The 24690-nt window shown below is 52.0% G+C and carries 21 protein-coding genes, 1 tRNA gene and 1 pseudogene; 8 read left to right on the top strand and 15 right to left on the bottom strand.

All coding sequences use genetic code 11. From position 1 onward, the window contains the following. Window positions 1-633: 633 nt before the first annotated feature. The 7 genes and pseudogenes from E8E68_RS22305 to E8E68_RS22275 all read right to left on the bottom strand — a co-directional run bounded on the left by E8E68_RS22305 (window position 634) and on the right by E8E68_RS22275 (window position 6910). On the bottom strand, window positions 634-1416 hold the full coding sequence (locus tag E8E68_RS22305) for an EAL domain-containing protein (protein ID WP_280344806.1): 783 nt from the start codon (window positions 1414-1416) through the stop codon (window positions 634-636). Window positions 1417-1750: 334 nt separating this feature from the next. Further along, the gene (locus E8E68_RS22300) at window positions 1751-2209 is read right to left on the bottom strand and encodes a DUF3429 domain-containing protein (RefSeq protein WP_280344803.1); all 459 of its coding nucleotides are present in this window, start codon (window positions 2207-2209) and stop codon (window positions 1751-1753) included. 35 nt (window positions 2210-2244) lie between these two features. Beyond that, window positions 2245-2805: a GTP cyclohydrolase I FolE gene (gene folE / locus E8E68_RS22295; RefSeq protein WP_280344801.1), complete on the bottom strand. Its 561-nt coding sequence runs from the start codon at window positions 2803-2805 to the stop codon at window positions 2245-2247. Further along, complete coding sequence (locus tag E8E68_RS22290; RefSeq protein WP_280344798.1) at window positions 2790-3203, bottom strand: DUF393 domain-containing protein; 414 nt, start codon at window positions 3201-3203, stop codon at window positions 2790-2792. Before E8E68_RS22290 ends, folE begins: the two co-directional genes overlap by 16 nt. A 395-nt stretch (window positions 3204-3598) precedes the next feature. Continuing rightward, complete coding sequence (locus E8E68_RS22285; protein WP_280344795.1) at window positions 3599-4912, bottom strand: PAS domain-containing methyl-accepting chemotaxis protein; 1314 nt, start codon at window positions 4910-4912, stop codon at window positions 3599-3601. Window positions 4913-5717: 805 nt separating this feature from the next. Further along, window positions 5718-6152, bottom strand: a pseudogene (locus E8E68_RS22280) (LLM class flavin-dependent oxidoreductase); the annotation flags it as partial. A gap of 116 nt (window positions 6153-6268) precedes the next feature. Beyond that, a complete protein-coding gene (locus tag E8E68_RS22275) occupies window positions 6269-6910 on the bottom strand; it encodes a hypothetical protein (RefSeq protein WP_280344793.1) in 642 nt (213 codons plus the stop codon). A gap of 626 nt (window positions 6911-7536) precedes the next feature. On the opposite strand from E8E68_RS22275, the gene E8E68_RS22270 reads away from it, so the two are divergent. From E8E68_RS22270 to E8E68_RS22260, 3 genes are all read left to right on the top strand, one after another. Next, window positions 7537-8775, top strand: coding sequence for an SH3 domain-containing protein (locus E8E68_RS22270; RefSeq protein WP_280344790.1), 1239 nt, complete (start codon window positions 7537-7539; stop codon window positions 8773-8775). Between the two features lie 168 nt (window positions 8776-8943). Then, entirely contained in the window at window positions 8944-10074 is a 1131-nt protein-coding gene (locus E8E68_RS22265) for an XRE family transcriptional regulator (protein WP_185279558.1), read from the top strand. Then, entirely contained in the window at window positions 10064-10666 is a 603-nt protein-coding gene (locus E8E68_RS22260; RefSeq protein WP_183673738.1) for a hypothetical protein, read from the top strand. The genes E8E68_RS22265 and E8E68_RS22260 overlap by 11 nt, the downstream gene beginning before the upstream one ends. 29 nt (window positions 10667-10695) lie before the next feature. Here the strand turns inward: E8E68_RS22260 and E8E68_RS22255 are convergent, their stop codons facing one another. Next, window positions 10696-12927: a hypothetical protein gene (locus tag E8E68_RS22255; protein WP_280344782.1), complete on the bottom strand. Its 2232-nt coding sequence runs from the start codon at window positions 12925-12927 to the stop codon at window positions 10696-10698. A 233-nt stretch (window positions 12928-13160) separates the two neighbouring features. Here E8E68_RS22255 and E8E68_RS22250 point away from each other — a divergent pair, with 233 nt between their 5' ends. Then, window positions 13161-13448, top strand: coding sequence for a DUF3892 domain-containing protein (locus E8E68_RS22250; RefSeq protein ID WP_183673732.1), 288 nt, complete (start codon window positions 13161-13163; stop codon window positions 13446-13448). Window positions 13449-13702: 254 nt separating this feature from the next. On the opposite strand, the gene E8E68_RS22245 is transcribed toward E8E68_RS22250, so the two are convergent. From E8E68_RS22245 to E8E68_RS22235, 3 genes are read right to left on the bottom strand one after another with little or no spacing between them, the layout of a single operon-like run. Continuing rightward, window positions 13703-14092, bottom strand: coding sequence for a hypothetical protein (locus tag E8E68_RS22245; protein ID WP_280344774.1), 390 nt, complete (start codon window positions 14090-14092; stop codon window positions 13703-13705). 5 nt (window positions 14093-14097) lie between these two features. Continuing rightward, window positions 14098-14565 (bottom strand): hypothetical protein, encoded by a 468-nt coding sequence (locus E8E68_RS22240; protein ID WP_280344772.1) that lies wholly within the window; start codon window positions 14563-14565, stop codon window positions 14098-14100. 48 nt (window positions 14566-14613) lie between these two features. Continuing rightward, window positions 14614-15006 carry a hypothetical protein gene (locus tag E8E68_RS22235; protein ID WP_280344771.1) on the bottom strand — a complete coding sequence of 131 codons (393 nt, stop codon included), beginning with the start codon at window positions 15004-15006 and terminating at the stop codon, window positions 14614-14616. A gap of 138 nt (window positions 15007-15144) precedes the next feature. Between E8E68_RS22235 and E8E68_RS22230 the strand changes: the two genes are divergently transcribed. After that, window positions 15145-15606: a helix-turn-helix transcriptional regulator gene (locus tag E8E68_RS22230; RefSeq protein ID WP_280344768.1), complete on the top strand. Its 462-nt coding sequence runs from the start codon at window positions 15145-15147 to the stop codon at window positions 15604-15606. Window positions 15607-15729: 123 nt separating this feature from the next. On the opposite strand, the gene E8E68_RS22225 is transcribed toward E8E68_RS22230, so the two are convergent. From E8E68_RS22225 to E8E68_RS22210, 4 genes are all read right to left on the bottom strand, one after another. After that, window positions 15730-16395, bottom strand: coding sequence for a hypothetical protein (locus tag E8E68_RS22225; RefSeq protein ID WP_280344766.1), 666 nt, complete (start codon window positions 16393-16395; stop codon window positions 15730-15732). Continuing rightward, on the bottom strand, window positions 16388-19780 hold the full coding sequence (locus E8E68_RS22220; protein ID WP_280344763.1) for a hypothetical protein: 3393 nt from the start codon (window positions 19778-19780) through the stop codon (window positions 16388-16390). Before E8E68_RS22220 ends, E8E68_RS22225 begins: the two co-directional genes overlap by 8 nt. Beyond that, the gene (locus E8E68_RS22215; protein ID WP_280344760.1) at window positions 19773-21209 is read right to left on the bottom strand and encodes a site-specific integrase; all 1437 of its coding nucleotides are present in this window, start codon (window positions 21207-21209) and stop codon (window positions 19773-19775) included. The genes E8E68_RS22220 and E8E68_RS22215 overlap by 8 nt, the downstream gene beginning before the upstream one ends. 181 nt (window positions 21210-21390) lie before the next feature. After that, window positions 21391-21481: transfer RNA gene (locus tag E8E68_RS22210), tRNA-Ser, on the bottom strand. 266 nt (window positions 21482-21747) lie between these two features. Here E8E68_RS22210 and E8E68_RS22205 point away from each other — a divergent pair. The 3 genes from E8E68_RS22205 to tusD all read left to right on the top strand — a co-directional run bounded on the left by E8E68_RS22205 (window position 21748) and on the right by tusD (window position 24690). Next, complete coding sequence (locus tag E8E68_RS22205) at window positions 21748-22419, top strand: Bax inhibitor-1/YccA family protein (protein WP_003251184.1); 672 nt, start codon at window positions 21748-21750, stop codon at window positions 22417-22419. A gap of 320 nt (window positions 22420-22739) precedes the next feature. Next, the gene (locus E8E68_RS22200) at window positions 22740-24119 is read left to right on the top strand and encodes a uracil-xanthine permease family protein (RefSeq protein WP_280344757.1); all 1380 of its coding nucleotides are present in this window, start codon (window positions 22740-22742) and stop codon (window positions 24117-24119) included. Between the two features lie 178 nt (window positions 24120-24297). Continuing rightward, the gene (gene tusD, locus E8E68_RS22195; RefSeq protein WP_266030387.1) at window positions 24298-24690 is read left to right on the top strand and encodes a sulfurtransferase complex subunit TusD; all 393 of its coding nucleotides are present in this window, start codon (window positions 24298-24300) and stop codon (window positions 24688-24690) included.

Genomic DNA, 24690 nt, shown 5'->3' with positions numbered 1-24690 from the left:
TGCCGTAGGTCACGCACTATTCCTCTCAAGCATCCCGGGCCCGGCGATTGCCCCACTGCCCAAAATCTGGGGGTATCCGTTTAGCTCTTAACCGCCCCCCTCCCCGCAGTAACCAGATGCCTATCTGAATCTGCTGGATGTGAGCGTGCCCCTAATCGAGGACGGCTGTCGTGAACCGATCCCTGGCGTAGCCAGGGGTCGGCCGGCTTCCATCCTCACGCCTCTGGCCCTTTGGGCCGGCGCGCTCCGCTTGTCCTTTTTGACCACAAGATTCAACCACGTGAACCGTCGCAAATCTCAGCCGCAGATCACGCGCATACTCATCTGCATCAGCCCGCTACATCGACACCTGAGAAATCGAACAGCCGATCCATCCAGTAGCCTTAGAGCTTTGCTTCGTGGCATCAGAAGGAAAGACTGAACCTGCCCTAACGTGGACGGCTGTCGTAAACCGCACCCTGGCTGCACTATGTTGCGGCCCTCCGGCCTTCCATCCAAACGCATCTGGCCCGTCCAGGGCCGGCGCGCTCCGCTTGCTTGGGACTGCTCCGTCACAACGGACGCCAAGAGGCTGGGGATTAATCAGCACTGGGTTCACGAAGGCTAGGACAAGGGGTCGCTATCAGGACAAGATCAAGAAAGCCGCTCAATCAACGGCAATCCATTCACCTGCGGTCGAGCGAACAGATACCCTTGCATCAAATCAATTCCCAGCGCCGCCAGCGCTTGGCATTCTTCGTCAGTCTCAATCCCTTCGGCGATAAGCGTAATGCCCAACCGCTCGGCCACCAGAACGATACCGGCGACAATGGCTTGGCGAACCGAATCCTTGCTGATTCCCCGCGTGAGTGCCATGTCCAGCTTGAGCACAGCCGGCTGAAATTCTGCGAGTAGATTCAGCCCTGAGTAACCCGAGCCGAAATCATCTATTGCAGTGGTGAAGCCCTGTCGCTCGTACTCCTTGAAAATTGATTTCAAGTGTTCGGTGTCTTCGATCCGCTCGCCCTCGGTCACCTCGAACATGAGCAGATTGGCGGGGAAGTCGAATGTTCGAGTGGCCTCTAAGGTCGCCCGAATACAGGTGCTGGCACGGTAGACTGCATTGGGCAGAAAGTTGATGCTCAATTTACAGTCTGCCTGCCGACCCAAGCCCAGTGCAGCCGCTTGCTCGATGGCCTTCACGCGACAGGCCTGATCAAAGCGGTACAGATTGTCGGGGGATACCCTGGCCATAATTTCCATAGCGCTTTCACCGTTCAGACCGCGAACCAGTGCCTCGTAGGCGAACGGCCTACCTGATGGCACATGGATTATTGGCTGAAACGCCATAGTAATGTCGAAACCCAGGCTAGCTAGGTCACGACATTGAGAGCAGCCAATCGCTAGAAACGGCTGAGGAAAAACAGGCTTGCTCAAGGGTTATCGTCGAGGTACGAGAGTAAGGCGGTGCAGGATGCTTGAATATGCAGCTTAAGCCAATCTCTTCCCATCCAATCCATCTTTCAGTGGACTGACTGGCCACGCGTGCCGGCCTTGTGTGAATGGTAGTCGATGACGGTTTGATACAGATGGTCAGCCTCGAGGCGAAGCCCAGGTCGTCCAGGGATGCCTGCAACCCGGAGCGACGATTTCCCGCGGCGCCATCCGGAGAGCCAGCTCCCCGACCCAGCGCCTCCCACCCATCGGGTTGGTCTGATCTAGGTCGTGACGCCTCAATCGTCACTTGGCCGCTAACACCGGGAAAATGATCTCAATTATCAAAAAACACTACGAGCGCGCTAATAACCAAACATAAGCTCACCAAGATCGTTAAACGTACTCGCATAGGCAAATACCACCCAGGCACAATATTTACTAATTTACGATCTTGCCAAAGATGGCCAATAAAGCCAAAGGCCAACAACAAGCAGCCCCATTGCACAGGTAACAACATGCTAACCCAACCGATGAGGGCTGGTATCACACTCCACACGAGCCTCTCCTGCCGCTCATTCGCAAGCAAGCCCTGTAGCATCATAGCGAACCCCCAATGCAGGGCGCCGACAAAACTCAGTATCACAGCACCATAGCCAACCAAAGCAAAAGATAGAAAATCTCTATACTCAGCCGCCCAAAAAAACAGCAGTGTCAGAGCAACAAATGGCAGCAAGCCACCGTAACCTAGGGCTGTAAAACGACTTGGAGATAATGTAGTAAAAGCTGTACGCATTGGTGCGCCCTTTCTCTGCGGCTCAGGATCGGATTTCAGGTGTGTCGTGCAATGAGATTGAGGAATTCGTGCCGGGTAGTTGGGGAGTCTCTAAACTCACCTAGCATTACCGAAGAAATCATCACCGAGTTTTGCTTTTCTACACCCCGCATCATCATGCACATATGCTTCGCCTCGATGACTACCCCAACCCCTGCGGCATCAGTAACTTCCTGCATGGCACACGCAATTTGCCTGGTTAAATTCTCTTGAATCTGTAAGCGACGGGCGAACATATCAACTAAGCGCGCCACTTTGGAAAGGCCCAATACTCGCCCTGTTGGCAGGTAGGCAACATGAGCCTTACCAATAAACGGCAACATGTGATGCTCGCACAATGAGTACAACTCGATATCGCGAACGACCACCATCTCATCGTTCTGACTTTCGAACAAAGCATCATTGACTATCTCAGCCAGGCTCTGGGTATAGCCATTGCATAGATATTGCATCGCTTTGGCAGCACGTTGGGGTGTATCCAAGAGCCCTTCTCGTTGTGGGTTTTCACCAACGCCAACAAGGATTTCACGATAATGCTCGGCTAGCGAATGTGACATTTGGATTCCTCACCTTTGCAACGTTGCCTAACCTCGGGATGGGGTAGCCAGGCCAAACTTGGCCTCAAACGACAGAACAACCTGTACAGAACTGAAAGCAAAGGACGTAGCGGACGCCAAGCCAGTGGAGATGCCCACATCCCGACACCGGCAGCACGCCAGCTCCACAGGGTTGCGTCCAAGCCTGTGACCCACTGATCGTTCGCGAACCTTGCGTGCAAGCACGATCTCAATTGCTCAATCGACAGGCCAAGAGGTATGGGATCGAAGTCATCGCCATCGATATCGATCAGGATGAGCTTTGCTGCAGTTGAACGCCTCCGCAGGAAGGCCACCTCCCTGACGCACAATGGGCAGGCACCGTCAAAGTAAAGGGTCAAAGGCCACTGGCAATACATGTACAACACCTCAATCTTGTACAGGTTTTGTATAAGTTAGCGGAACCCACGAAATTAGCAATGCCCGTGATGACGGATCACCTCGGAAGCGCCAATTCGCCAGAGGCTGGCGGGATTAGCGTCGTTTGCAGATGACGGTAGACGACTGGAGTCATCAGATGTCAGTCGAGATCGGAACGTGCTGGTTTGCACCAGAGTGCGGTAGTTACATCGCTTTTGAGACGCTGCGAAAGCCAGCTAGGGGATGGAGTAATCGTATAGAAACGAAGTGATTGAGGAATATGCCTTAGGCAACCACATGACTGTCCAAAGCAAAGACACCAAAAGGGCGTGCCTTTTGCGTTGGCCAGTCCGTGACTGATGCACATTGGTAGTGACCGTCAATGGATGCGCGTCTACTTCACCTCGTTAGCAAAACGCCCCACAGCTTCCACTACTTGCTTCGCGCCATTCTGAATCTCGAGGATAACCGTGCCCGCCTCGTTGGCTAGTAGCAAGCCCTCCTCGGCTTTCGCACGACTGCTGAACATCTGGGCGACGGCCTTGTCAGCGAGCTCCTGGTTTTGCTGAACGACGTTTACAATCTCTTCGGTCGCCGAACTGGTGCGGCCCGCGAGCTTTCGGACTTCATCGGCAACCACAGCGAAGCCCCGACCCTGTTCTCCAGCACGTGCCGCTTCAATCGCCGCATTCAGGGCAAGAAGGTTGGTTTGCGATGCGATACCACCAATGGTTTGAACGATTGAGCTGATCAAAGCAGATTGTTTACCAAGCGCCTCGATGCTGTCGGTTGCGAGCTTCATTTGCTCAGCGATACTCCGCATCGTACCTACCGTTCGCGTTACCACGACAGCGCCGTGCTCGGCACTAGAGTCCGTTCGTTGCGACACATCAAAAGCAACGCCGGCGGCATCTTTAACTTCTTGTTCTCGAGCTACCTGGTCGGTGACTACACTCGCAAATTTCACGACCTTAGCCAGTTTGCCCTCAGTGTCATGCACAGGGTTGTAGGTTGCCTCCAACCAAATATCGTTAACACGTCCGTCGACTCGCTTGAAGCGATTCGCGACGTATTCACCACGGTTGAGTGTCTTCCAGAAATTTACGTACCCATCGGATGCCGCTTCTTCCGCTGAACAGAACAACCGATGATGCTTGCCGACGATCTGGCCCAGTGAATAGCCCATCGCATCGAGGAACTGTTTGTTCGCCGTGATGACGGTGCCATCCAGTTTAAACTCTATGACAGCTGTAGACCTGACCAATGCCTCAATCAGAGCCTGATTCTCCTTGGCCTGCTCAACGGTACGAGTGATCTCACTGCCGTAGCCCTGGACATGAGCCAAGCTTCCGTCTTGGTTTCGAATAGGAAGCCAGTAGATTTTCAACCATGCAAGAGTACCGTCAGCCCGCAGGTAGCGATATTCGTCATTGACGGGTTCGAATCGCGCCACAGCTTGATTGAAGGCGTGGAAGCAAGGGAGATCTTTGACGTAAGGCGGGACGATCTCGGAAAGCGGACGGCCATGCAGATGGTCGCCTGAATACCCCAAGGTATCCAAGAAAAGTCGATTGACTGCACAGATCCGGAACTGAGCATTAAGTCTTATGGAAAGCATCCCTCTGTCCATTTGCTCGACCTGCTGACGTAGCAGATGTAGCTCCGCACTCTGCTCATGCACCGTTTTTTTGAGTTTGCGATCAAACATTTTAGACTCCACGCGTGCTGAATGAGCAATTATCGACACAGACCACTGTTTCTTGAGCGGCCAGTCAGATTTTGATTGGATTGGGAGGGTCGCGCTCCAACGGCTCTATGATTTTCAGTCAAGATACAAACAGGGACTCTTGCCCTGACATATGCAAGAGTCTCTAGAAGCACCGTTGGCCTCACTGGGAGGTAGACTGTATGGAGTGAAACCTCTGAAAATCGAAGATCTCACTGCGATTGCAGATCAGGCTGGTAACGAACGCTGAGCATTCTGGCTCAAGAAGATGACCCAGGTGTCATATGAGTGTTGGTGCCATTGGACAGCATCATCCCAAAGGACACCGTTGATTTCGCCCCGAGAAATTAGGTGCCTGAGCCTGGAATTTGAAGCATCCAATTCGAGTAGATGCCTGTGAGCGATGTAGCGAAAATCGTCGTTGCTTAGCATTGGACTGATGTCCCATAGGGCTGGCTCGAGGATACGTGCCGATGTCCCTGTGCATCATTATGACATCAAACCGAATCGGTAGTTCTGACCTTACCGAACACCCTAAGCCTGCCGCGAAAGCTGCCGTCGAAGGCTATCACTGCACGGATACTGAGCTAGCCAGGAGACTTACCCAGAAGCGGCTGGCCGAGTAACCGCTCAGACTCCTTGTTTAGCTGTCCGGCGGGCCATCGCAACACACGATGACAGCGCCTGTGTCATATATTCCCCTAGCCCCGAGTCGAACGCCTCCTCAGTAGGCCACACCGGTAGTGACCATCCCGAGGCTTGGCTATCCGATCATAGGATTTTCATGTCAACGATCCCGAAAAGAAGCCCCATAGGCGGATGACGGTAGCCGACTAGAGCCGTCAGTCCTCAGCCGAGATCGAAAAGTGCCGGTTTGCGGCTAAGTGCGATAGAGGCCTCGTTTTTGGAGCGCAGGCACGACCAGCTCGGCGAAATCCTCAAGCGTGCCAGGGCTTGTGAGCGGGTTAAGCATGTAGCCACTGGTGCCCGAGATGCGAGCATGCTCCTCGATTCGATCAGCAATTTGTTCGGGCGTACCTACCAAGATCAGATCAGTACCTCGTGTGACGTTGGCAAAGCGCTGCCTCACATCACCCGCTGTCAGCGGCTTACCGCTTCCATCAGGACGCATCATGTAGGAAGTCAGGCCTTCAGTGTGAGTTGAGAGCACATCGCTATCGGCATAGCGGCTGAGATCGATGCCTGTGTCACCTGCATAACTAGACCTTTCTTCATCATCGAATACGTGATGAGAACGTGATGGACACGTCAACCCCACCTGAACAGTCCACAGATGAAGCGAGCCGTGGCTTTTCTGGACGTTTCCTCCTGCCCCCGCTAGAGAACTTCACCAACGCCACGCAGGAATCTCAACCCCGCCCGCCCCGCCTTGGCAAATATGACCTGACCACTACAACGCACTTCTTCGACCTCACCATCATTGTCAGCATCAGCACTAACCCGATTGGCCAACCCTTCGAGTGAGCCAGAGCACGAAACCTGCCAAGTTTCGCAGGCTGTCCAGAACTGCTCGCTGAACGACCACCCTCCATCTAGCTCAACTGAAGATGGCTCAGACCCTGTCGCGCGCTCTACTGCTTCGATGACTCCCTTATCCGAAAGGATGACGTCCTGAAGCTCCCGCTCGACGTAGTCATCAAGAAAGTCTGAAAGATCCGGAAACACGCCATTACGACACGCGACGATAGCATCGATGAAGTCTTGAACAATGAAGGCCTGCAACACCCCCAGCGCAGTCAGCCGAGAGACGCCACCCTGGTAATCGAGGACGATGAGTTCAGCATCTGCTAGGTGATATTTAAGACTGTCGTTGCCCTCCTCTACCACAAGGGCAGCAAATGTCCTGTATCCCAGGAACGCGGCAACGATCTCCAGCGCAATGCCGTGCTGGACTTTTATACCGTTGAGGGCGAGAGATTTTTTGGCTGCAAATGCAGCTGTCTTGACGAAGTCAGTCATCCAAGAAATACCAGGAAAGTGTCGCTGCGCTGGGCGTTTTGTCACTAGCGATTAACCGGGAATTCCGGAATGCGATAGCAGGATTGAAGCGGGGTATAGCGATCTCTTTTTCAAGTCGACCAGAGCTTGGGCGGAGAGCCGAAACCAATCATATCGAACGGCTCGAAATGGTACAAGCCTATGAATCCCTATGCTCTGGGGCAGATCTGGAGCAGATTTTGTTGCGAGTGCGGCTTTCCACGATCCTGATCCGATAGTTGAGTTCGGTGATGACACACGGTTCGTTTCGGAAAACCTTGAGCGTATTTCCGATTTTTCTTTGCTGCCCCTCTGATCCGAACTTCTTATGCCGCCGAACACGGCTACTAACTAGGCCGTAAAAGCAAGCGGAGCGCGCAGGCCACGAAGGCCGAAGGCGTAAAGGATGTCAGCCCGACAGGGCAGAGACTGGGCGGAACGCCTAGGCTCGGTTTACGACAGCCAGGCCGCGAGGCGGCGCGCCATACCACCTAACGCGGTTCAAAGAGTGGATCCATGTGTTCACTCACAGTCCTGGAAAACTCATCGCCCTTACAGAACCGGAACGGGTATCCTTTTGATCTGAGCCGAAGACTTGGGGTGGGACGGTGTCGAATCAAGACGAACGACTTCAGCAGGTAGCTGATTACATAGAAACCATCAACCAGGCTGAAGCGGAAAGAACGCCCCAAGAATTGGCGGCCCTCCAAAGAATGGCGAACGAGACGCTCTCTCCTCCACCTCCTATCGACAGTTCAACCATCGAAGCCATCAAGTCTTTCCAGGAAAGCTATGCCGGCACCCAGGCTCTATTAGAAAAGGCCCGAGTGACTAGCTCTCTGCTTCATGACTCCCATGGTGCTTCCCTTAGGCAAATCCGGGAATTCGCGGACAAGGCCATTGCACCTGCAACTGCAGCGATGCGTGCGATGGATAGCCTTTATCCGAGCAAGCAGATTGAAGCCATCATGCGACTAACCTCCGGCCCCTTATTTCAGCCGTTTGGTGGTATTTCAGGATTGCAGTTCCCCAGCTTCGAGAGCGCCGCTACACAAGCGATGGAGAGGATTTCAGGCCAGATTCGAGCACTAGATGGACTGAAATCCTTCCGCAGTATCTGGGCAGACAATGAAGCTGCTCAAGCCAGATTGGCGAGCCTCGCACAGATCCACAGCCTCACGGAAGGGTTGGCAAAGCTGCACGCCACGCCGAACTACAGCGAGATGATGAAGCAGGTAGCGATCCTTGCAGAGACTCCGTTGTTCGAGGCACTCGAGCGCACATCTGCAAGCAAGCTGGCCAAACTGTTTGAAGAATATGAAATCGTCGAGCAGACAGCCTTGGTTCGGGAGCCGGCAGCTCGCTATGACGTCAAGCCCGTTCAGGAAGCCTCGCTACAGACAGAAATTATCGAGGCACTTGAAGGCAAGGAGAATCGCAAGCCGCTTTCGCCTGCCGCGTTCCTCCTGCTTTGCTGCATCCTGAGCTTCCTGTCAGGCACATTGGCGCATGTGAGCCAGTGGAAGGACTTTAAGGAGGGTCTGTGTGATCTCAATGATCTTACCCTTCAGTCGGAGTCTACTGCCGAGGCTCACAGGCTGGTTCGTTCCTCGATGTGCCATATGACTAAAAGCGCCAAGGCGCGTGTGAGGCTCGTGGCCAGAGACAACGTGAACCTTCGCTACTCGCCAGGCATGAAGGCCGAGGTAATCATGCCTTTGAAGCAGTATGCCGTGCTGGAGGTTGTAGGCTCGACCGACAAGACCTGGCTGGAGGTCATTTACAAGCACGAGGACATAGAGGTTCAGGGCTGGGTATCTAGGAGCATGGTGAAGACCGTCCAGTAATGCATCGAACAAATGGAGCTGTTTTCGAGTAACCACCCGCGCCCAAACCGTTTGTGACTGAAAGATTCGAACAGATCGTTGAGGGAGCACTGCCGAGTGCTGATTAACGAGTGCTACTACTCAGGCTATGATCTGTCGGAGCTACGCCACTAGGATGTGACCCAACGCATGAACCTCCAAGCTTTAGGCGATAAATTCCGGCGGTACCGTAATCAGCTCCAGCGCCCTCTCAGCGAAGTCGCAGAGGCAGTAGCTATTGAAGCGGAACGGCTCAAACAAATCGAGATGGGCAGGCTTGAGCCCTCCGGGGACGAGGTGCTCATCCTCGCCGACTACTATCGCTGTGACTTCAAATTCTTCATTTCGAACGAGGAACTGGCTCCATTCGAGCAAACGGAAACACTGTACCGGGCCCACGGCCATGAGTTTTCGAAAGAGGATCGTTCGGCGATTCAGGAGTTTTTGTATCTCTGTGAGACCGAAGAATTCCTCACCCAGGAGCTTCGGGGCGGTGCCCGGTCATTCGCTTTCAAGCCGCAAGGAAACTATTTCATAGGTCATGCAGAAGAAGCGGCTAAGGCATTTCGTCAGCTCATGGGACACTCAGATCGGGAGGTACCCCGAGATATCTACGCTGAGTTTCGCTCGGTTGGTGTGCATGTGTTTCGTCGAAGGCTGGAAAACTCCAACATCTCTGGCGTTTTCGTGAAACATCCCGTCGCAGGCAGATGCATTTTAGTCAACTACAACGAGGATGTGTATCGACAGCGCTTCAGTGCGGCCCACGAGATGGCTCACTGCATTTTTGACAGCGAAGATGGGCCAAGCGTGACGATCCCAGGAGACAAGGATATCAGGGAGGTTCGCGCCAACAGGTTTGCATCCTGCTATCTGATGCCACCAGAAACGATCAGCAAGCTCCCTGATCCCGGCGCTTGGACGCAAGAGGATGCCCAATTATGGGCTAATAAATTCCGGGTGAGCTGTGACGCCCTTGGTGTCGCCTTGAAAGCAGCGAAACGAGCCGATGAAGCGACCAGTCGACGCATCCGTAGCTATCGTGTTCTGCGGGAGGCGAAAATAGATCCTGAATTGCCAGAAAGCCTCACACAACCACAACGATTGAGAAAAACCGCCTTGCTCGAACGAGGGCTATCGAATCATTACGTGACGCTATGTCTGGATGCTCATAGCCAAGGCGTAATCAGCCTTGGGCGGCTCGCAGAAGCACTGCTCTGTGGCTATGGAGAATTGAACGCACTTGCGTCGCTGTATGGAAGGAAAATTCATGGCCATTGATCCATCCAAGTTCCACAAAATCAACGTCGCCGACACTTGCTCTGTTTGGAATATTTTGTCATCACGGAGGCTTTATGCGGGGGCTCAAGAAGCCAAGTGCGAATTTTGCATAACCGGATTTGTGTTCTATGAATGCCTTGTCAAGCCACGGTCATCACCAACGGATGCCGACCTTGAGCTCAGGGAGCGTCTGGAACGTGAGAGGAAAAGAGGCAAGTTCGCATCCCACTCCTGCAGTATTGACGACCTACAGGCTATCGCTGATCTCGAAAATCGCAGGAAGCTGGGGAAAGGCGAACTGTCCTCAATCGCCTTCGCCAGCAAGATCCGACAAGCCTTTATTACTGATGACCGCAAGGCCCGAGCGCTGTCCGAAAGTGTTGCAGATTCCATCACACAAACTACACCGCACCTGCATTCTTGGCTCATCTTCAACAACACCCTGACAGATGCTGACCACCAGGAAGTGTTGTCGCAACACATTGAGATGGGAGGCTCACTTGCCACGCACCTGGACACTGCATACCAGATGGCCTTGCAGTGCAAACTGAATATCCCTGCCCCTCCAATACCGGCACCCTACGCTGAGTGACAAAGGAAATTCCATGGCCTCGTCAAACATTAATCTGCACTTGGATGCGAGGGTGATTTGGAGTATCCATGGCTTCGCTTGGCATGGAACTCTATCACCTCATCCCATGACATCTTAATTGCGATGCTCAGCCTAGACGACTCGTCAATCACATAAACCTCCGTCTCTGGGTCACTGATCGGCGACACCATCCTGAATGGCTCTTGCAAACGACCGCTACCTATTGTCCCATCTTGGCTAAAGATGATAGCTGGACAATGATCCCCGCTTTCGAACAGTGCCTTCACGCCAGACTTCAACCACTCCCAATCAACTTTTCCATGGAACGGAGCTTTGGTAGTGTGCAGGACAACAGGGATGATCGAATCCATCCCTTCTACAATCAGACTAGGAAAACCTGACAGAAGCACATCATCGTCAATCGCACCTATCGCGTCACTGATTTCGACCTCATTCTTCCGATCCATCTCCGCACTCATATACGGCTCTAGGAAGTCCATAAAACGGAGGTAATCTTCAGAACTAAAAACTTGACCTTGACTCCCTTCAGCCCTGCCTATCACAACAACCAGAATCTGCCGAACCAGCACTACTGCCTCACCGGCGCCGGCCGACTGAAGGTGTCGTCGAGAGCCCTCCTCCAGCAGATCGAATACGATTGCATGACGATAACCAAGTTCAAAGCAGGCCTGATGAAGCGGATGATGCGGGCCAATCAGATAACTGGTCACCCAACTGGCCAGCTCTTGGGTGGCCTCAAAACGCTTCGAGGGGTCGGTGGAAAGGTGAGGCATCGGTGCGACGACTTCTTCAGTGATGTCGTACATCTGCTTCATCTCAATGGCATACCTGAGCGCTTCAAGCTGCGCCCACTCGACCAGCGGCTCAATCTTGGCCGCGTGTTCTCTGTCAGGAGTGGCATTGAAGGCAGCGACCGCTAAATCACCGAGTACGCGACCTACTCGGAAGGCATCGCTGCACTTGATTACTCCCCTTGGGAATGGCACTCCAACCGAGAGGTTAGCCACCAATGTCATTGCAACTGCAGGATCCGTCCAGTCCAGCTGACTCCTGGATACAAATGGCATGTAGTTATGCCTGACTGCAGGATTGCAAACAAACTCACGTGCGTGCTGTCCTAGGCTGCCCCAGAAGTCGAACCTCGTCGGCACAACTCTATGACGATATTGACGAATCTTGAGATGCCACTGAAAGTCACCACAAAACTCTGGATCGAAGTGCTCTTCCAAAATAGGATAAGCTGCTTTGGCTATGTCATATACAGTGGTGGGCGTCTGCCCCAAGAGGTCGCCTCTACGATTGTTGAGAAACGCTCCAGCTTCCGATTCTCGCTGAGGCAACCCATGGTCTCTGCACCACGCATACATTGCGTATGGATCGATTGCAGTAAGTGTTATGCACCATCTCCCTCTACCGTAACCGTGGACATCACGCCAAAGCATCATAAATCCGTGTGACCCAGCGCGGTCACCTGACCTGGCGATCATATCCATTGCCGAAAGAACGGCTCGTGGCGGCCAACGCTCATCGTCTTCTTCAGTGTTGCCATGATCACCTATGGGCCCTTCATCTCCCAGTTGATCAATACCTTTGTAAGCGAGGTATAGGTCGATAGAAGTCAACGCTTCCGGAGGAAGGTTCGTGCTGCCCGTAAGGTGCCAAGCTTCCGGCAAGTGTGCAGTCAGTCCAAATCCTGACTCATTGCTAGTGAGTCGAAGTGCCAGGCATTGCTTTCCTGACCAAGCATTCATACTGCCAACTGCATGGACTAGGAGAGTCGACCAATCTGCTGCGACGACCACGAAGCAGACGTCGAAATTCCCCAGAAATGGCAGCATGTTCCGTAGCTCTTGCTCATAACCCGCTAGCTCGGTAACTGTCTGGCGCTCTGTATCGCTGGCACGCTTGACTTCAAACACAACAAGAGTTTTGGTTTCCGAATTAAAACAAAGAATATCAGGGCGTAGCACTTCCCCAGTTGTGAGGGAAATGCTTGTGTTGATGGAAATAATTTCCAACAAGGCAAGCCGGCCAAGTACATGCCGAGCCGCTTCTGCGGAGGCACGACGTGAAATGTAGTCGATACTGAAAGCAGGTAAAAAGCATTCTTGATCACCTAGATCTGCCAGCGACAGTACGGCCTCCTTGCCCTGGATCGCATCAAACAGCTCATCATTCTCTATGCATTGCTGCAACCAGATGACCACTTCGGACTCGAGGGGAATTTTCTGCGCTGTCATAACCATCCTTGACTTAATAAACTGAAATACCCGAATACCTTTTCTCGGTCAGAAATACTAGCCCACGCGACGTTAGTAGCGAAGAATTTTACGGGATAGCTGCGAAATCCAAAGCCAAGAATTTGGCGTCATTTTTCACCTGCCTCTATTCTCTTGACACAAATAGCCAGAAGCCACTACAAAACGAGATGCGGGAGGCTCCACTCTTAAGGACATCATCAAAGGAATTTGCAATGGCAGATGTAGTAGTCACGTGCATCACCAAACCAAACGTCAATAGTGCTCACGAGCACATCACCCACCTTGGCAACCCAGCTGCGGGTTGGAAATGGTCAAGGGAGCAGGTCATTCAAAGTATCGATGCGAAATCGAATACTTTTTATGTTCAAGATCCGACTAGCGGGAAGAAGGCCTACATCGGCGTAGTTAGGGAGAATGGCAAGGCCGCTTATTTGCGGACTTATGCTGATGGGCAATGGAACAACAACCTGCTCTCTTTGAATCAGTGTCCCTTGGGCTAACGTCGCGCTACTGACGATGTGAGCTAGCTGCCAGGTAGGCCTCTGCATTGATGGCATAGGTTGTTTTCATCAGTGCAGAGCCCGACTACTTTACCCTATCAACTGTTGATTAACGCTGGCTCCGATTTATCTGGGCAAGCGGAGCGCGCAGGCGGGAGGATGAAAGCCCGACAGGGCCAAAACCCGCTCTGGGCGGGGTTTGGTTCACGCCAGCCGTCCGCGAAGCGGCCCGCTGAGTAGGCTGAGTTCCTATATCAGTGATGACGATCAGGAGTCGGAATATACCGATTTTCAGCAAGGCGTCGAAACTCGCGGAGACTGCGTCGTCCACCTTCCCGCCCGAAAGTGGCCGCAACGTAGCGAGAATTGACGGTCGTAATAACCCAGAACCGCCCTTCCCTCTCTACCTTCTGGATGTCCGAAGTCCGGATCAAATGCCCATCCGAAAACCGCCCATATGGCCCTTTTCGCGCATGTCCAAAAACCACGCCCACAGCGCTGCATGCTTGAATCTGGACATTCACCAGGAATGCAGTGATCTCATCCTCATATCCCTGTCCGACAGCTCGAGCAGTTCTGAGCAAATCAAAGTCAGAGTAACGCTTAACATGGAAGTCTACTGAAACCGTGCTGATGTCTGTCATGATTATTAGGCCCCCGCCATCTCAGCTGAAGGGGCTTTTACAGGGCTGCGCCGGTACAGCTCTTTCAGCCCTGTCAGAGACTCAACATTGAGATTTGGCTCATGCGAGTCGATGTATACTTTGCCACCCTCGACCTCGAGGATCGACACCGGCACTTCCTCCTGGCTAAAGCCCATGGAGAGAGACATCAGCTTTTCCATCCTCCAGCCATCACTTTTATTCATCCAGCCGGGTGTGACAGCCTGGACTTCTCGGACAACCAGGCTTTCATTTTGGGCTAACAACAGATCAACGAGCCGGGCCTCATCGTTGGGCATTTCCGTTTGATCCCTGAATTGACCATCCTCGAAACGCTGAACGCTAACGTGGTACCAGTGGGTAGCGAGAGCTCGGGAAACGCCATGCCAGTGCATAAGCCCGTCGCCAAACATGCCAGGGATGCCGGCCATGTCAGCTAGGTGTGAACGGAACATGTCTTGACCTCTGAAACAGTCGAGTCGTCACGAGCGGGGTCGTGACACCTAGAAGATTGAGAAGATGCCTTGCAGGGTGGACGACTTACGATACCCCGGCCCCTTCAGAACGTAGATCGTGTTCCTTGTCCCGAAGAGATAGCCATCCTTGAAGGTATGGGCGATTGTGGATCTGACCCAATTGCCAGGCTCAAAGCGCCGCTGCTCGTCATGAACGACCTTGTGGGCAAACAGGAACATAGGTTGGCACCCTGCGGCAGCCACCTTGGCCTGTTCTTCATCGGTCAAGATCGCATCAAGGATTACCCAGTCTTCGACGACGCAAAGGGGCATCCACTTGAAGTCCTTCCTAGCGAGGGCGAGCGCGTCAGCCAAATCGAGCTCGCAACCCATCAAATCGACACCCTTCCCGAGCAGACCATCATTGATGGAAAGACTCATACCCCCTCCCTAGCGCTGACACCAGCTCCGCGCTCATCAAGCACAGAGAGCCTGAAAGTAAAACCATGAATATCAATATATAGATTTGTGCGACCCTAAGCAAACGCGGCATACCGTCAATTTTTTGGGAAATTGTCGATGACGCTGCGTTCTCCATTCGCTGCAGCCCTACAGCTGCTCCGCAGTCGAAAAGGCCTGACTCAAGCAGAGATCTCAAAGCACGTCGTTCAATCACATGTGAGTCAGCTTGAAGCGGCCAAGACAACTGCCACAATCGACGTGAGCTACGAGTTGGCCTGCGCACTGAACGTCCAGCCAATTGCTCTCTTCGCAATGGCTGTTGCTTGCCACCAAAAGCGAACACCGAGGGAAGCCCTCCTGGAGTGTCTAGCGGATCTGGAGGGGCTGGGCTTGGCTGACACCGTGATGAGTGATGAACTCCGCCCCCTGAAAACGCCCTCAATGGTTGAGGCACAGAGAAAGAGGGAGGCTGTTCAGAAGCTCAGGTCTCAGGGGCTTACCCAAGCGGAGGCAGGCAGGCAGCTAGGTTTACCTAAAGCGACGTTGCGTCGCCTGTGGAATCAATCAGCGGGAAATTAGACGCCTCAAGTATTCGTCAAACCTCGAGAAAAATTTGAATTTGACGCCGCTCAGGCGTGACACAATCAGATGATCCAGAGTCTTCGAAGCGACAGCATAATCAATTATTATCGACAATCACATCTAAGATAGAGACTTTGCCTTTTTTTTCCAATCTCGAAGCAACACTTGAATCTGCTCAAAATCCAACATTTCTTCGGGTGTTGCGACCATCCCATTAGGGCCATGAAAGCCTGGAGCGTGACGTCCAGACACTTCTCCCTCTGGGACATTTTTAAAACACCCAGGTGCACTTCGTTGCATTCTATCCACTAGCGAAACCATAAATTCGAGCATCTGATAAAGCTTAGGCTCTGTAGGTTTATTTTCATCATAAAGCTCAAACCCTGCCAAATTGTCGACGAGGAGTATTTTTAGCTGCTTGACCTTCGCTTCTAAAGCGACATTCTTCAAGCGTAGCTCCTCGTTTTCGAAAGAAATTATTGCATTCTGATCGCTGTGCGCAACTGCCTTCCCAAGAAAATCGTCTAGAAGCGCTCGATAAGCCTCATTGCGAAGAATGGTTACATGGCTAACAGGCTTTAGATCTTCCTGACGCAACTCAGTCGCCAAATTAGAATTCTCAGCTAGCTCGAAAGCAGTAACGTAAGACGCAACATCTTTTGCCAATCGCGTAATATTACTATGATTGGCGTTAGCAAGATTTCTCAAAGCAGACTTGACAACATCAAGTCTGGCTTCAACCCGACGTTCACGGTAATCTTTGAAAGTGTCTTTTCGCTTACTCATTTTCAGTGTCCAATTGAGGCAAAAGCATGCGTCCTTGCTCCAAAGGTTCTGGTACGACTTTTTCGTTCGCGAGCCTTACCAGATCCATAATATCTAACGCACCCGATTCTACCATGCTCTGAATGACAGAGGAAAGGTGGCTTGCAGGAGTGCCTCCCTGGACATTTAAAAGCTCCTCAAGCTTACCATCATGCATAAGCAGCCTAGCGCGCAAATATGCAAAATTCATATCAAGCGAGGGACTAGAAGCGTTTACCCAAGACAATGAATCACACAACCTTTTGACCAAATATTCCGCACCATCGAGTTTAACACGCTCAAAGTGAGCAATAAGTTGATCTTTCTCTTGTACCATAAAGTGATCATTAGCACCACTTTGATACATACCATAAAGTTGCTGCTCAACGGCCTCCAGAGTATACGCCTCGCGTGCATAGTGATCATGCTCCACGCAAAGAGCCTCAATCAACTGATTATCTCGGGAGGTTGGATTACGTTTTTTACACTCATTCACCTTATTTACGACCGCTATCATCAATTCCTTATATTTATCCTTTTCGGCACTAATTGCTGGCAAGTGCATAGTCCCTCTGACAGCATAAGGACAGGCAGCACACGGCATTGTGTAACCATATTCCTGAATTATTTCCTCAGGACATTTATTACCGAAAGGACAGATATGGGTCGAATTATATGCTAGAGATGTAAATTTTCTAGATATAAGTAACTCCAACCCATTTCTATTTTTCCTGTAACCATTCAGACTCACCAACCCAAATCGCCTAATAGCATCTGAGACGCTTGTCTTCATACCTTGGGCCAGCTGCGCGTTCAGCCGAAGGATACGGTCAGCCATTTCTGGCGCCTCGCCCTTGGAATATTGATCCAGATTCTTAGACAAATAATCTGCCAGAATTTCACGATGACCGGGAACCTGCACACCATCTACTAGCTGATAATAGAGAACAAGCTCAGGCGTCTGCCCAGTATAAAACTGCCCAATGATAGAAGGTGGTAAGAAATTCAATGCATTAGTAATGAAGGAAGCGCGAAGGCCATGTGGCTTATATTCACTGCTCAAATCTCTCCACGCATAACTCATACCAGCTTCGACAGAATAGTCATTGAAATCAAAAAGCTTACCATCTGCAGACTTTAAACTTACGAGTTCGTAGTCAGTATCGTCTCCAACCTGGCGCTCTATGAAATATTTTAGCGCCAATAAAAAAATTGGAAATTTCGCCCACATCCCCCACGCAGAAGGCTGGCTACTAGACTTACGAAAAAGCGGCTTAAAATGTCCGAACCTCGAAGTCAGTTTACCATTATAATACAAATCATGATCGTAGCTTGGGTTAGCACAAATTTTGTACCAGTCCCGCTGATTATCCAAGATACGTAACAAATGGCGAGCTACCACAGCAACCCAAGCACCGTGAGCTTTATCTGTAGCGACATTCAGCACAGTCAGAGCGGTATCACTACTCCGATCCACCCCTCTATCATAAGTATCTAAATCAAGCCAAATCGTATGCGCTTGCCTAAAACCTGTTTCACACATGATAAGCGTAACTCGAACATCATTTGGAATAACTCGATCGCCACGCTCAACCGTACCATCCTCATGCTTAATATCATACTCCGCTATCTGATAGAATCTTGGTATATACTCAAAACGATAAATAACACCATCGCTATAAAAAATAGGACAATAGTTAAGAAGCGAAAGATCCATTACTCTGGCATTCTTACCCGCCCCCCATATCCCTTCCCACCGGGGCTCTTTGAGACATTCTACATCGGTCATAACTAACTGACCATTTATAATCCCACCAACAGAGCCTTCAGCCATATAGTTGAGATGCATTACAAGGTACTCAAAGGAATACAGCATACTGATAAAGGCCGAGAAATATTTACGAGGCAAGCCATGTTTCTTTGTCCCAGAAGATGCTGGCGCCTTAGGATAACAGGAGTCATCTATAGTATTGACGAACTGATCCGCATGGGGGATTTGCAAGCGATGGGTTTCAATATATTCAAAGAAACGATCAAAGCCTTTGACCTTCGCCTTATGAGTATTCTGCGTCAGCCCGTGAGCATGCACATGAAGTTTGGTATATTCCAATAGAGTTATTGGCGGCCTCTTATCGAACTTGAAAATCTTTTCAGTACCCTGTTGATCCCAAGTCACATATAGAAAACATGAGAAGTCGTTCAAGGTTGCAGGATAATTCGACAAGTCGCCATCACGCTCCACGAAAAAACGTGGAAGGTAGACTCCAAGATAACTGGCCAGAATATTGAAATTTGAGTTAGCGACCTTATCATGAGCAGATTTACTCGCAACAATATGACCGTCAAGCAAATCTCGAATAACGCCTACAAGATTCTTGACGACATCACTCACGCCAAAATAAAAACTTGACCCAACTTCAAATATCTTCTTGTACTGAATAGGTGTGAAATATATCTTAATGAATTCCAGAAGAGGCAAATCACCTACACCCGCACTATAACCCACGCAGACATTAATAGTATCCTGGTACTTACCGGGATTTTTTTTATGAGCCTTTGACGAACTCCTGTCATAAGATAGATAATCTTGAGCATCACTCAGCATTTCCTTTCGAGTAGCGGAGCGACTTGTATTCTTACTTTCTGACAGACCTTTCTGTAGCCGCCTTAAATACTCAAGTGCCCCTACGTTAGCGTAAAGAACTTTTTCCACAAAACCAGGAATATCATATGTCGCCAATGGCAGACCGGTCACCCCCCGAGAGTTTGAGAATAGCGTCTCAACATCCTCCAGCAACACGCTTTCAGCATTATAGAATGTCGTACTTAAAAGCAGTCTATTCCAGAAGCTGGCGCGCCGGCCATTATCATGGTAGTCGTAACGCACCCCATGGATGGAGGAACCTGAATGAAGCCCTCGTACAACTGATAGCGTAGTAATAGTCGGAAACATTATACAAATATCGTCAAAGAGCTTATCGCTCTTAGCAAAGTTTGTAATATTAAGCGGAGCCAAAAACACGCCGCGCGCCCAAAGAACCACACATACAAGCCGCAAGAAATTTGTGAATGCAGCATCGTAACCTTTGGGAAAACTCCACTTAGTGTTTACATCTTTCCAGCGAACTTGACTATTCCAAAACAGAGCTTGAACCATTTTGTTGGCTTCAGTAGCACCCCAACCTCGAAAGTCAAAGCTGCCCCTTAACGTGGCTTGCTTGATTCTGTATGCGGGGGTGTGCTTGTCCCCTGGGATATAATATTTCTGATAAGCATCGTATACAGTATGACAGGATTCCAGTAATTCCTGTGCGATATGATCCTCCGGAACAAGCCATATAGGAGTATCAGCATCCAAGTTAATCATGCCCATCCTCCCGCATGGCATCTTCGATTTCCCTTTGCAAGATTTCCAAGTGCTCTACTCTCACTTTGGCGACACTAAACCCGCCACGTTGCATCCTGATCGAATTAATCATGCTTATTGTAGCCTCTAACATGCGAGCATCCTTTCTAGCGTACCGCAGCGTAGCCTTAAGTGTTTTATGCCCCATCAACTTCTGCACCACTCTTATATCCAATCCGAAATAACCAGGCCTTTTCGGATCCGGGCAGAAATTTGCAAGGTAGTAGCCATACATATGCCTCAATGAATGCAAACCGTAATAACGACCGGTTACCTTGAATGCCGCCTCACGAAACCGATCGTAGACAGTTTGATAAGAACCAACGAGCGGCCTGCAATCCAGAAGTGTCTTGAAGAGAAAATCATTTTTTACCGCGAATGGGCTCCGCCGCTCAAAATCTAAAACTTCTAATCGATACTGAGCGTAATTAAACCAAAAATGTGACGCAAAAGGCTCAATCAAGTATGTGGCTGGAGTATCTCGCCCTTTATGTGACGCACGATCTATCTCTATCGGAGTTAGCCATTTTGACAAGATGTTAAGGCGAGCACTAGGCTCAATGATGAGAACTTTACCCTCGACACCGTCCGTTGGAGGGATCACGTCCTGTACCAACATTGTGAGTAATTCTGAGATTCGAGGCCCAAATGCACCGCCAGCACTCCATATCAGAGCATCCCTGTGACAGCTAGCACTTTCAATAAGCTCCACAAGTTTATCGATTGGAAATGCGTCCTCATCTCCGCCATAGTCGTCTGTGTAAGCTACTTGGCTTTTTTTCGACTTTGGCTTTAGCCCTTTGTACTTAATCTTTCTAACCCCACCAGAGATACACCCAGCAAACCAACTGCTTTGTTTAAGCGCAGCGCTTATGCTTTTAGGAGCATCTGAAGCATATGTGATTCGCTGAGGAAATACAGACAGGTAGTCTTGGCTCACATAGCCTACTCGCCTAAGCTCTAGCATCCCCACTCGCATTCTCTCACTCGCATCGAGAAAACTGTTTGCAGATGTAATGTATCTAGCAGCACTACTGCCGCTTATAGGATTAGCGCCGAGTGACTTAGCAATTTTCCGTACTAAATCATTTTCGCTTTGCTCTCCAAACACGAGGAAATCTTCAAAGCACTCAAACGCATCGTTAAGCACTTGAGCGGTCAACCCGCCTAACAGGTAGGCCATTTCAAGAACAAAATCGATGAGAATTCTGACATCACTGCAGTACGCTTTAACGGTATTAAAGTGGTACCTGCGAGCTAACTCGTACGCCCAATGCACGAAGAATTCTGAGAGAAACGAATCGTCACAGAGCAGCATGAACGTGGCTTTACCGTTACGCACCACCTTGATGGTGCTTGCGTGTTTCTGCACCCGATCATCCCTAGCCATCGTCCACTCACCATAAGACGCAACACATTGTTGCGCGAGCATGGTGCATCAGCACGCAACAATGCGCAATGGAAAGATGCGTATTTAAGGTCAGCAGGCCTGTCAGGTGTCGCCGATAGCAAAGCCAAGGACGAAAAAAAGGGCTTAGGTTTTCACCTAAGCCCTTGTTTTTACTGAATTTTGGCGGGAAACCAGGGATTCGAACCCTGGGAACGCTATTAACGTTCGCCGGTTTTCAAGACCGGTGCATTCAACCACTCTGCCAATTTCCCTAGCGACATCACGAAAGAAGCGATGATAGCTGGTATAAGATGCAACAGATTGAAACCTTAGATAAGAACTCTAGGATAGTTGCCCATCGACGGTTTTCAAGACCGTTGCCTTAAACCACTCGGCCACGCTTCCAGCTTGTTTTGCGGCCGCCATAATACCTTAATGAAACACGCTGTCAAACTCTCTGTGTCGCGGGTTGCAGGAGCTCTGATAGACTCCTAGCATCTGAACGTTCGAAACCACAGGTTTACCAAGGAGTGTCGCCATGCGCGAACAGGATTACGCCGTACACCACGGCCAGCAGGTCGAGCAGCAGGAGATCAGCAAGGTCCTGCGCAACACGTACAGCCTGCTGGCGCTCACCCTCGCCTTCAGCGGTGTCATGGCCTTCGTTGCCCAGCAGATGCGCGTCGGCTACCCGAATGTGTTCGTGGTGCTGATCGGCTTCTACGGGCTGTTCTTCCTTACCAACAAACTGCGTGACTCGGCTTGGGGCCTGGTGTCTACCTTTGCCCTCACCGGCTTCATGGGCTTCATCCTCGGCCCTATCCTCAACCGCTACCTGGGCATGGCCGGTGGCGCTGAAGTGGTCAGTTCGGCGTTTGCCATGACGGCGCTGGTGTTTGGCGGTCTGTCGGCCTACGTGCTGATTACCCGCAAGGACATGAGCTTCCTCAGTGGTTTCATCACTGCAGGCTTCTTCGTATTGCTGGGTGCTGTCGTTGCCAGCTTCTTCTTCCAGATCAGCGGCCTGCAACTGGCGATCAGCGCGGGCTTCGTGCTGTTCTCGTCGGTGTGCATCCTGTTCCAGACCAGCGCGATCATTCATGGTGGCGAGCGTAACTACATCATGGCGACGATCAGCCTGTATGTGTCGATCTACAACCTGTTTGTCAGCCTGCTGCAGTTGTTTGGCATCATGGGTCGTGATGACTGATTGATTGCTGTGTGAGAAAGCCCGCTTCGGCGGGCTTTTTTGTGGATTTTCGAAAGGGGATTGGGGTTCGGGGTGTACGTCGGTAGAGGTTCAGCGCCTGATAAATCGAGCGCCGCGCGGGCGGCGCTCGATTTCTGCCCCTCCCAATAACTCAAGCCGGACACCTGCCCCCACGCCCCTGCCAACCGTAATTATTGACCAAAAAGTCAGATATCCAGGCAAATGCTCGCCGATCGTGCCGCCATCGTGCTTTTCTCTACCCCAATCCCTCATCACCCCGTAGAATGCGCTCCTTTTTTCTTCCGGGGCGGCTTTCAGCAATGAGCTCACACGAACACAGCCCAGGCGCAGCGGCGCCTGCCAATGAACTGGTGCTTGGCCTGGAGGACAAGCCGCGGCTGCTGATCGGCTTGCTGGCTGCCCTGCAGCATCTGCTGGCGATCATCGTGCCGATCGTTACCCCAGGGCTGCTGATCTGTCAGGCGCTAGGCGTTTCTGCGCGCGATACCAACCTGATCGTTTCCATGTCGTTGGTGATCTCGGGTATCGCCACCTTCGTTCAGTGCAAGCGCTTTGGCCCGTTCGGCGCCGGGCTGCTGATCGTGCAGGGCACCAGCTTCAATTTCGTCGGCCCGCTGATTGCGGGCGGCGCGCTGATGGTCAAGCAAGGCACGCCGGTAGAGGGTGTGATGGCCGCCATCTTCGGCGTGGTGATTGCGGGCTCGTTCGTGGAGATGGGCGTGTCGCGCATTCTGCCGTTCGTCAAACGCCTGATCACGCCGCTGGTGACCGGTATCGTGGTGCTGATGATTGGCCTGACCTTGATCAAGGTAGGTCTGATCAGCATGGGCGGTGGCTTTGGCGCCATGGCCAACGGCACCTTTGCCAACGGCGATAACTTGCTGCTGTCGGGCGTGGTGCTGGCGATCATCGTGATCCTCAACCGCGTACCCGTGGTGTGGATGCGCAGTTGCGCCATCGTCATCGCCCTGGCGGTCGGTTACGCGCTGGCCGGCTACATGGGCCGCCTGGACTTCACCGGCATGCACGAAGCCGCGCTGTTCCAGGTGCCGACCCCGCTGCACTTTGGCCTGAGCTTCTCGTGGGCGCTGTTCATTCCGATGCTGGTGATTTACCTGGTCACCTCGCTGGAAGCCATCGGTGATGTTACCGCCACCAGCAAGGTGTCGCGCCAGCCGGTCGAAGGGCCGGTATGGATGCAGCGGATCAAGGGTGGCGTGCTGGTCAACGGTGCCAACTCGCTGCTGGCCGGTGTCTTCAACACGTTCCCCAGTTCGATCTTTGCCCAGAACAACGGGGTGATTCAGCTGACCGGTATCGCCAGTCGCCACATCGGTATGTGGATTGCCGTGATGCTGGTGCTGCTGGGGCTGTTCCCGAGCGTTGCCGGGGTGATCCAGGCAGTGCCGGAGCCGGTGCTGGGTGGCGCGGCCATGGTGATGTTCGGGGCGGTTGCGGCGTCGGGTATCAATATTCTGGCCAGCACCCGGCTGGACCGTCGTGCACTGCTGATCATTGCCGTGTCGTTGGCGCTGGGCCTGGGCGTGGCGCAGGTGCCGGAGTTCCTGGCGCATATGCCGGCGGCGATTCGCAATGTGCTGGAGTCGGGTGTGGCGACTGGGGGGATCTGCGCGCTGGTACTGAACTGGTTCTTGCCGGAGAGCAAGGAGCAGGCTTGAGTAGGGTGCCTGCCTGTTAGGGCGATGGGGGCTGCTTTGCAGCTCATCGCGACACAAGGTGCCGCGCCTACAGGGGGCGCGCAGCACACACGGATACATACAAAGCCCACGCCGCTTGCACAAGCGGGCGCGGGCTTTTTTGCTTTATCATGGCAGCATTCCTTTGCATGAGTTATCCATGAAATTCGCTATCGCGGTGTTCTCCCCGGCCCATGCGCCCTCCTCGCGGCGCGCCTTGCGCTACGCCGAGGCGGTACTGGCCGGCGGGCATGAGATTGCCCGGCTGTTTTTCTACCAGGACGGGGTGCACAGTGCCTCGGCCAACGTGGTCGCCCCCCAGGACGAAGTCGATGTGGCCGCTCAGTGGCGTGCCTTTATCGAGGCCCATCAGCTGGACGCGGTGGTGTGCATCGCCGCCGCCCTGCGCCGTGGCGTGCTCGACGAAGCGGAAGCCAACCGTTACCAGCGCCCGGCCATCAACCTGCCCAAACCATGGGAGCTGTCCGGCCTGGGCCAATTGCACGAAGCAGCGCAAGTTGCCGACCGCCTTGTTTGCTTCGGAGGCGACTGA

The sequence above is a fragment of the Pseudomonas sp. BN607 genome (genome assembly GCF_029871175.1).
GTDB lineage: Bacteria > Pseudomonadota > Gammaproteobacteria > Pseudomonadales > Pseudomonadaceae > Aquipseudomonas.
The sequence above is the reverse complement of the archived record's forward strand: the minus strand, read 5'-3'. Positions and strand labels throughout refer to the sequence as shown.